At 66.7% G+C, this 9,202-nt stretch carries 9 protein-coding genes and 1 pseudogene; 4 read left to right on the top strand and 6 right to left on the bottom strand.

Translation table 11 applies throughout. From position 1 onward, the window contains the following. Both AC2VOG_RS13480 and AC2VOG_RS13485 read right to left on the bottom strand, forming a co-directional pair. A partial coding sequence (locus AC2VOG_RS13480; RefSeq protein ID WP_486940397.1) for a Na+/H+ antiporter occupies window positions 1–1,076 on the bottom strand: 1,076 nt, incomplete at its 3' end. A 45-nt stretch (window positions 1,077–1,121) separates the two neighbouring features. Continuing rightward, entirely contained in the window at window positions 1,122–2,405 is a 1,284-nt protein-coding gene (locus AC2VOG_RS13485; protein ID WP_486940398.1) for a cytochrome P450, read from the bottom strand. 416 nt (window positions 2,406–2,821) lie between these two features. Here AC2VOG_RS13485 and AC2VOG_RS13490 point away from each other — a divergent pair, with 416 nt between their 5' ends. After that, window positions 2,822–3,907, top strand: a complete 1,086-nt coding sequence (locus AC2VOG_RS13490) for an NAD(P)H-dependent amine dehydrogenase family protein (RefSeq protein WP_486940399.1) — start codon at window positions 2,822–2,824, stop codon at window positions 3,905–3,907. A gap of 27 nt (window positions 3,908–3,934) precedes the next feature. Here AC2VOG_RS13490 and AC2VOG_RS13495 read toward each other — a convergent pair whose 3' ends face one another. Next, window positions 3,935–4,558, bottom strand: a complete 624-nt coding sequence (locus AC2VOG_RS13495) for an MBL fold metallo-hydrolase (protein ID WP_486940400.1) — start codon at window positions 4,556–4,558, stop codon at window positions 3,935–3,937. Then, window positions 4,559–5,644, bottom strand: a complete 1,086-nt coding sequence (locus AC2VOG_RS13500; RefSeq protein ID WP_486940401.1) for an S-(hydroxymethyl)mycothiol dehydrogenase — start codon at window positions 5,642–5,644, stop codon at window positions 4,559–4,561. A 38-nt stretch (window positions 5,645–5,682) separates the two neighbouring features. On the opposite strand from AC2VOG_RS13500, the gene AC2VOG_RS13505 reads away from it, so the two are divergent. From AC2VOG_RS13505 to AC2VOG_RS13515, 3 genes and pseudogenes are all read left to right on the top strand, one after another. Beyond that, window positions 5,683–6,507, top strand: coding sequence for a serine hydrolase domain-containing protein (locus tag AC2VOG_RS13505; protein ID WP_486940402.1), 825 nt, complete (start codon window positions 5,683–5,685; stop codon window positions 6,505–6,507). A gap of 120 nt (window positions 6,508–6,627) precedes the next feature. Beyond that, window positions 6,628–7,140, top strand: coding sequence for a DUF3145 domain-containing protein (locus AC2VOG_RS13510; RefSeq protein WP_486940403.1), 513 nt, complete (start codon window positions 6,628–6,630; stop codon window positions 7,138–7,140). Between the two features lie 24 nt (window positions 7,141–7,164). Beyond that, window positions 7,165–7,283 (top strand): annotated as a pseudogene (locus AC2VOG_RS13515) (Rv0361 family membrane protein); the annotation flags it as partial. 330 nt (window positions 7,284–7,613) lie between these two features. Here the strand turns inward: AC2VOG_RS13515 and AC2VOG_RS13520 are convergent. After that, window positions 7,614–8,528, bottom strand: coding sequence for a diacylglycerol kinase (locus AC2VOG_RS13520; protein WP_486940404.1), 915 nt, complete (start codon window positions 8,526–8,528; stop codon window positions 7,614–7,616). Next, window positions 8,525–9,202, bottom strand: a 678-nt coding sequence (locus AC2VOG_RS13525) for an FAD-linked oxidase C-terminal domain-containing protein (protein WP_486940405.1), incomplete at its 5' end; no start/stop codon positions are given. The genes AC2VOG_RS13520 and AC2VOG_RS13525, both read right to left, overlap by 4 nt.

The following is a 9,202-nucleotide window of genomic DNA, read 5'->3' on the forward strand; positions in this document are numbered from 1 at the left end:
GCCAGCGACACCGCCCCGCGGAATCCGGCCCACCCGGACACCATGCGTTGGCGCCAGTCGACCCGACGTGCGCGCTGCGCTGCACGTCGGTCGAGCGCGCGGAGCAGCCAGGTGGTGGCCTCGCCCCAGACCAGCCGCGTTCCCACGACGACCACGGTGACGGCGATGGACATCGCGACCGCGTGGCGGATACCACCGTCGACCCGGGAGACTCCGCGCACCGCGCTGGGTAGCTGGCTTCCGACGAACACCCACAGCGAGCCGTTGATCAGGAACGTTGCGATATCCCAGAATGCGAACGACACCAACCGGGACCGGGCCCGGATAATCCGCGGCGATGCGTAGGCGAGCACGAGCGCGCACACCAAAACGGCGACCACGCCGCTGCAGTCGACCGAGTACGCGAGCAGGAAGGCGGCGAACGGAGTGAGCAGGCTGAGCGCCGCTTCTTCTTGCGGCGCGTCGAGCCGCGTCCGGATTAACGTGACGGCGCCGCCGACGATCAGCCCGGCCGCGATGCCCCCGAGGTAGGACAGGACGAATCGGATGCTCAGGTCGATCGGGCCGACGGGCGCGCCGCCCATGGCCACCGACACCGCCACCCCGAAAAGGACGAGCGCGGTCCCGTCGTTGATGAGGCTTTCGGCTTTCAGCACGGTCAGCGTGCGTCGCGGCAGGCGCTTCGCCAGGCCTGCGACCGCGGCGGCGTCGGTCGGGGAAAGCACCGCGCCCAGCACCGCGGCGGCATGCGATTCCATCCCGAACGCTCGCGCCGTCCACGACACCGCCACCGCGCTGGCGATCACCAGCCCGATGCTGAGCAGCACGATCACGCGCAGGTTGGCGCGGATCTCACGAATGCTGGTGTTCAGACTCTCCCAGTAGAGGATCGCCGGCAAAAACAGCAGCAGCACGATTTCGCCGTCGAGCCGGACGTGGCCGAAGCGCGGGATCAGACCCACCAGAGCGCCCAGACCGATCAACAGCACCGGCGGGCCCACCCGGTAACGCCGGCCCAGCACCGTCCCCACGATGACGATGGCGATCAGCACCACGATGACGACGAGCCCGAACATCAGCACATGGTATGTGCAGGTTTGCGAGCTAGCGCGACAACGGAATCAGCGCGGTGGCGTCCATGCGATCGGCAGGGTTTTGATGCCGTGGATGAACGGTGACAGCAACCGTGACGGCTCCTCGGTGACCGCGATATCGGGTATCAGGCGGTGCAACTCGGAGAACATCACCCGGATTTCGCGGCGGGCCAAGTTGGCGCCCAGACAGAAGTGCGCTCCGCCGCCGCCGAATCCGACATGCGGGTTCGGATCGCGCGTCACATCGAACTTCCAGGGATTGGCGAACTTCGCCTCGTCACGGTTGGCCGAGCAGTACCACAGCGTGGCCTTGTCGCCGGCGGCCATCGTGGTCCCGTGCAACTCGAAATCGCGGGTGAGCGTGCGGCGCATGTAGACCACCGGCGAGGCCCATCGCACGACCTCTTCGACGGCAGTGTGCGACAGCGCATCGAAGTCGGCCCACCACATCTGGCGTTGCTCGGGGTAGCGCGTCAACGCGACCAATCCGTGGCTGATGGCGTTGCGGGTGGTCTCGTTGCCGGCGACGGCGAGCAGGATGAAAAACGACGCGACCTCAGCCGACGTGAGTCGCTCGCCGTCAACTTCGGCCTCCACCAGGCTGGTCGTCAGGTCGTCGTGATGGTTGACGCGACGGTCCTCGGCCAACGCGCTGGCGTAGGCGCCGATGTCCATGGACACCTTCAGGAAGTCGTCGAAGTCGGTGGTCAGATCGGGGTCGCCGAAACCGAGAATGACGTTGGTCCAATGGAATATCTGCTGATGGTCTTCTTCGGGGATGCCCATCATGTCGCAGATGACCTGCAACGGCAGTGGGCCGGCCAGCTCGGCCACCGCCTCGCCGTTGCCGTCGGGATGGTGGGCGACCATGTCGTCCACCAGCCGGCGGGCCCGGTCGCGCACCGATGTCTCGATGCGCGCGACCACTTTCGGGGTGAACGCCCGGCTGACGATCGAGCGCAGCCGTTGGTGGCGTGGGTCGTCGAGCACGATCATCGAGCCGAAGTATTCCGACACCTCCGGCGTCTGGTCGTTGATGGTGATGTTGGGGGTGGAGCTGAAGATCTCGGGGTGGCGGCTGGCGAAGTGAACGTCGTCGAGTCCCGTTATGGCCCAATGCCCGTTGCCCTGCTGGAAGCCTTCCTGCACCGGTTCGGCCCAGAACGAGATCGGTGCCTCGCGCCTGAGCGTGGCGAACGCGCCGTCGCGCTGATCGTCGTCGAGGGCCCAGAAGTCCCATGCACCGAGATTGATGTCGCCGAGCGCAATGTCGGGTGGCGCGGTGCCGTTCACTCGGGTTGCCAGACTCATTGGCTGCCGTCCTCGTCATAGCCGTTCGTTGCCGCGCCATCCGTTGCCGCGAACGTGCGATTACCGACGGCGCCACTCGACAAATGCCTCGGCAACTGCACCCTCGAGGTGCTGCGCTCGATCCGATCGTCTGCGCGGGCGCGGGTCAGGTCGCACATACGGTGCGGGCCGGCGCCCCGTTCGCGGTTGCCTGATTCACGACCGTGCCGTCGACCAGGATTGTGCCCGGGCTTGCCGTGGCCGCGCATATGCTCACCGCTGCAACGAAGATCGTCTGCTGGTCATGGTCATACATCGTGTCCCGCCGGCAAGCCGCCTGGGACGGTTTTCGGGTTTCTTCCCCAAAATACCGAGCGCGAGCGAACGACTTTTCGGTTTCGGCGGGAGGGCGACCGCACCCCCGCCTATGGTGACGTATGGCACGGGGCAGTTTGAAACGCGTGGTGGTGTGGGGGACCGGCTTCGTCGGCAAGATGGTGATCGCCGAAATCGTCAAACATCCCGAATTCGAACTCGTCGGCGTCGGCGTCAGCAACCCGCAGAAAGTCGGCCGCGATGTGGGCGACATCTGCGGACTGGCCGGGCCGATCGGGGTGACTGCCACCGACGACGTCGACGCGCTGATCGCGCTGAAGCCCGACGCGCTGGTGCACTACGGCCCGACCGCCGCGCACGCCGACGCCAACATCGCTTTGATGACGCGGTTTCTGCGCGCGGGCATCGACGTGTGTTCGACGGCGATGACGCCGTGGGTGTGGCCGACCATGCATCTCAACCCGCCGCAGTGGATTGCGCCGATCACCGAGGCCTGCGAGTTGGGTGAGTCGTCATGTTTCACCACCGGCATCGACCCGGGATTCGCCAATGACCTGTTCCCGATGACGCTGATGGGCCTGTGTTCGGAGGTTCGCACGGTTCGCGCCTCCGAGCTACTGGACTACACCAACTACGAGGGCGACTACGAAGTCGAGATGGGCATCGGGCGCGAGCCGGAATTTAGGCCGATGCTGGAAAACCGGGACGTGCTGATCTTCGCGTGGGGCGGCACCGTCCCGATGATCGCCCACGCCGCCGGCATCATGCTCGACGAGATCACCACGACGTGGGACAAGTGGGTGACCCCCGACGAGCGCAAGACCGCCAAGGGTGTGATCCCCGCCGGTCACGTCGCCGCGGTCCGTTTCACCATCAACGGGGTCTACCGGGGCGAGACCCGGATTCAGCTCGAACATGTCAACCGCATCGGGTTGGATGCGGCGCCGGACTGGCCCGCCGGCACCAAGGACGACGTCTACCGCGTCGATATCGAAGGCACGCCGAGCATCTCGCAGGAGACGGCCTTCCGGTTCACGGACGGATCCGGTCGAGACGCGGCCGCGGCCGGTTGCCTTGCCACCGGACTGCGGGCACTGAACGCGGTCCCAGCCGTCAACGACCTACCGCCCGGGTGGGTCACCGCTCTGGACCTGCCGCTGATCGCGGGCCTCGGCACTATTCGTTAGACGTAGGTCGACGGCGACGCCCAAGCGCTAGTGGCCGCGCGCTACCCATTCGTCGTAGTGCACGATCTCGTCGCCGATCCTGGTGGTGTCGCCATGGCCGGTGTAGACGACGGTGTCGCCGGGCAGGCTGCCGAGCCGGCCGGAGATCGATTGCAGAATAGTCGGGAAATCGGAGAACGACCGCCCGGTCGCTCCCGGCCCGCCGGAGAACAGGGTGTCGCCGCTGAACACGGCGCCCAGCTCCGGGGCGTACCAGCACACCGACCCGGGGGAGTGGCCCGGGGTGTGTAACGCGTGCAGTTCCAGGCCAGCGACGAGGATGCGCTGGTCGTCGGAGACGGCGCGGAAGTTCTTGTCCGGGTGGGTCATTCGCCACAGCATGTCGTCGCCCGCGTGCAGTAGAACTGGCGCGTCCAGGGTTTCCCCGAGTTCGGGCGCCACGGTCACGTGGTCGTTGTGGCCGTGTGTGCAGATCACCGCGACGACGTTGCGTCCGCCGACCGCGTCGATGATCGGCGCCGCGGTGTGGGCGGCGTCGAACACCACGACGTCAGTGTCGTCGCCGACCAGCCAGATGTTGTTGTCGACTTCCCAACTGCCGCCGTCGAGTTCGAAGGTGCCGTGGGTGACGATGCGCTCGATGGCGGGCATCTACAGGATCACCACCGAGCGCAGCACCGTCCCGGCGTGCATCTTGTCGAAGGCCTCTTCGACGTCGTCAAGGCCGATGCGTTCGGAGACGAACTTCTCCAGCGGTAGCCGGCCCTGCAGGTAGAGGTCGATCAGGGTGGGGAAGTCGCGTTCGGGCAGGCAGTCCCCGTACCAGGACGACTTGAGCGAGCCGCCGTGGGAGAAGAAGTCGACGAGCGGCATCTCGAGTTGCATGTCCGGTGTCGGAACACCCACCAGCACAACGGTTCCGGCGAGGTCGCGAGCATAGAAGGCCTGCTTCCAGGTTTCCGGGCGGCCGACGGCGTCGATCACCACGTTGGCGCCGAACCCGTCGGTGAGATCCTGGATCGTCGTGACCACATCCAGGTCGCGGGCATTGATGGTGTGGGTTGCGCCGAACTGGCGGGCCCAGTCCAGCTTGGTGTTGTCGGTGTCGACCGCGATGATCCTTTTCGCGCCGACCAGCGCCGCCCCGGCGATCGCCGCGTCGCCGACGCCGCCGCAGCCGATCACCGCCACGGTGTCGTCGCGGGTGATGGCGCCGGTGTTGATCGCCGCACCCAGGCCGGCCATCACCCCGCAGCCGAGCAGTCCAGCCACCGCCGGATCGGCGTCGGGGTCGACCTTGGTGCATTGGCCCTGGTGTACCAGCGTCTTGTCGGCGAACGCGCCGATGCCCAGCGCCGGTGTCAGTTCGGTGCCGTCGGTGAGCGTCATCTTCTGCTCGGCGTTGAAGGTGTCGAAACACAACTGCGGCCGTCCGCGCTTGCAGGCCCGGCACTGGCCGCACACCGCGCGCCAGTTCAGCACCACGAAATCGCCTGGCTCGACCGCGGTTACGCCCTCGCCGACCGCTTCGACGGTACCCGCGGCCTCATGGCCGAGCAGGAACGGGAACTCGTCGTTGATGCCGCCCTCGCGATAGGTCAGGTCGGTGTGGCACACCCCGCACGCAATGATGTCGACGACGACCTCGCCCGGACCGGGATCGGGGATGACGATGTCGACGACCTCGACAGGGTCGCCCTTGCTTCGCGAGATCACTCCACGCACTGTCTGGCTCATGGGCTTCAACCTAACGCTTGCTGGGTAGGCTCTTCGCGATGGCCGCCCTCGACTCACTCGACGACTGGCCGGTGCCGAACGCGGCCGCCGCGGTCATCGGGCCAAGCGGCGTGCTGGCCGCCCACGGCGACATCGAGCGGCAGTTCGCGCTGGCGTCGGTGACCAAGCCTCTGGTGGCGCGGGCCGTGCAGGTCGCCATCGAAGAAGGCGCAGTGGAACTGGACACCGCGGCCGGCCCGCCCGGATCGACCGTGTGCCATCTTCTGGCCCATGCCTCGGGGCTGGCGATGCTCGACGGGAAGACTCTGGCCCGGCCGGGCACTCGCCGGATGTATTCGAACTACGGCTTCGCGGTGCTGGCCGAAACCGTGCAGGAGGCGTCCGGCATCGAGTTTGCCAGCTACCTGACCGAGGCGGTGCTGGAACCGCTCGGGATGACCGCCACCCGTCTGGACGGCGGCGCGCAGACCGCCGGGTACGGGGCGACGTCGACCGTCGCGGACCTGGCCGCGTTCGCCGCGGATCTGCTTGTTCCGATGACGGTGTCGCCCGAGATGCATGCCGAGGCGATCAGCGTGCAGTTCCCCGGTCTCGACGGCGTCCTGCCTGGCTACGGTGTGCAGCGGCCCAACGATTGGGGCCTGGGATTCGAGATCCGGGACTCGAAGACTCCGCACTGGACGGGCGGGCTCAACTCACCCGCCAGCTACGGCCATTTCGGGCAGTCAGGCACGCTGATCTGGGCGGATCCCGTCGCGAAACTGGCTCTTGTGGTACTCACCGACCGCGATTTCGGCGACTGGGCCTTGCCGCGGTGGCCTGCGCTTTCTGACAGTGTGCTGAGGGAATTCAATTCGGACTAGCGCAACATTGGCCTCACAAGGCACAATAGACACGCACGGCGCACAAATTGTTACCTGCGCTCATCGGATCTACCAGGTCGTTGGGGAAGACGTCCCTCGTGGAGCCGAAGGAGCAACAAGATGCGTGCGTCCAATCAGTTCGCTGACGTGACGACAGGCGTGGTGTACGTCCACGCCTCGCCCGCTGCGGTATGTCCGCATGTCGAGTGGGCGTTGTCGTCGACGCTGGCATCCAAAGCCAACCTCAAATGGACCCCACAACCGGCGATGCCGGGGCAGCTGCGGGCGGTCACCAACTGGGTCGGGCCGGTCGGTACCGGCGCCCGGTTGGCCAACGCCCTGCGCTCGTGGTCGGTGTTGCGGTTCGAGGTCACCGAGGACCCCAGCGCCGGGGTCGACGGCCACCGCTGGAGCCACACCCCGCAACTGGGGCTATGGAGCGGAGCGATGAGCGCCAACGGCGACGTGATGATCGGCGAGATGCGGTTGCGCACGATGATGGCCGCGGGCGCCGACGCGCTTGCCGCCGACTTGGATTCGGCGCTGGGCACGGCGTGGGACGAAGCTCTGGAGGCCTACCGCGACGGTGGCGACGGCGCCGAAGTGTCCTGGCTCAACCGCGGGGTCGGCTAGATCTGGCGGCCTGCGCTGCGGGGTCACGCCGACGTCAACGTCACCGCGTTCAGGCCGATGCTCCGCAGACTCGCTCGATGCGTAGTTTCGACCTGCAGTTCCGCGACGACCAGTGTGAGATCTGCGAATCTAGTTCCGGCTGAAGCTAATTGGGCAGCCAGCCAGTCCCCGTTTCACCATATGCCACATCAGTAACGTCAGGTGGGGGACACTCTCTTCCGGACTCGTGACCACATCCGATATCAGCGGGTGGTGATATCGCATGTGGTGCGAAAACCAAAAAACCGAGTCCCCTCAGACCAGTTACACCGGGGGCCCGTGAGGCTGGTGAGGCCTCCCGCAGCTACGCGGATACCTTTAGCACGCCGTCGTAGTGGGTGAACATGTGCGCGGCGCACAATGACATCGTGCACGCTTTCGACGATCTGGCGATCATGAACGTCCTCGCCGGGTCGATCTGACCAGCTAATCGATCACGGGGCCGCCCGCAGAGTGTGTAACGCGGCTTTGACCGCGGAGATCTGAGCGGGCAGTTGGCAGGCGAAATCGCCGTCGGCGTAGACGTTGATGCCCGGTGAGTCGACCTCAACGGTCCTCACTCGGGCGGTGGTGACCTCGTCGAGGTTGACATGGGTGCCTTTGTAGACGGTGGGGAACAGGCGGATCAGCCGAGTCCGCGACGCGGAGTGCACCATGGTGATGTCGAGTTGGCCGTCAGTGGGGTCGGCGTTGGGGCACACCAGCATTCCGCCGCCGTAGCTGCGGGTGTTGCCGAACGCCGCGAGCGTCAGGTCGGCGACGATCTCTTCGCGGCCGTCGAGCACGAGCCGGAAGGGCAGCAGCCGCAACTGGGAGAGTTCGGCGAGCATGGCCAGGTTGTAACGCATCCGGCCACGCGGCCACCGCATCCGGTTGGCACGGTCGGTGACCAGCGAGTCGAATCCTGCGGCCGCCACGGTTCCGAACCATCGGCTGGTGCCGCCGCGGTCCTCAATCCGGCCCAGGTCGATGGTTTGCGTCCAGCCGTCCGCGATGATGTCGGCGGCCGCGACGGGATCTTTTGTCGGCAAACCGAATTCGCGTGCATGGTCGTTACCGGTGCCGGCCGGGACGATGCCCAGCGGGATATCGGTTTCGGCGAGGGCCTGCAGCGCGTCGGTGATCACCCCGTCACCGCCGACGACAACCAGGGCGTCGGTGCCGTTGTCGACCGCCCTGTGCAACAGGCGGCGGGCGTGTTCGGCGTTGCTGCCGACGATGGCGGTGACGTCGACGCCGCGCTGTTGCAGTCGAGTGATCGCCTTCTCGGCGGCGTGTGGCGCATTGCCGTGTCCTGACGCCGGATTGGTCAGCACGGTCACCCGGCCAATCTGACGGGGCGTGTTCACGGGATCAGCTTGCCGGGGTTCATGATTCCCGCCGGGTCCAACGTCGCTTTGACCGCCCGCAACACGTGCACACCCAAGTCACCGATCTCGTCAGACATCCAGGGCCGATGGTCGGCGCCGACGGCGTGGTGGTGGGTGATGGTCGCTCCGGCCGCGACGATCGCGGCGCAGGCTGCGGCTTTGGCGGTGCGCCACTGCTCGATCGGGTTACCGCGTTGCGCGGCGACGACGGTGAAGTAGAGCGAAGCGCCGGTGGCGTACACATGCGAAATGTGGCACAGGACGAGCGCCGGCGTGCCGGATTCGGCCAGTGACCCGGTCAGCGCCTCAGTGACCGCGGCTTTCAGTGCGGGCAGTTTCGACCAATCGGTGGCCGTCTCGAGGGTCTCGCATAACGCGCCGTTGGACAGCAGGGCGTCCCGCAGATACGGCGCGCCGAATCGTCCGTGCTCCCAGGCTCGGGCCGGGCCCTCGCCCAGCGACGTTCCACCCCCGGCGGCCATCAGCGCCCTGGTTTCGGTGTGCCTGCTCTCGGCGTGCGCCTCGGTGCCTTCGAAGACCGTGATAGCCAGACAGCCACCGGCGACCTGGTCCTCACCGATCGACTCGGTGGTGGCCAAGTTCACACCTGTCTCGGCCTCATCGGACAACCGGATCACGGTCGGGCCGGCGCC

This window comes from Mycobacterium sp. TH-M11, from assembly GCF_057473725.1.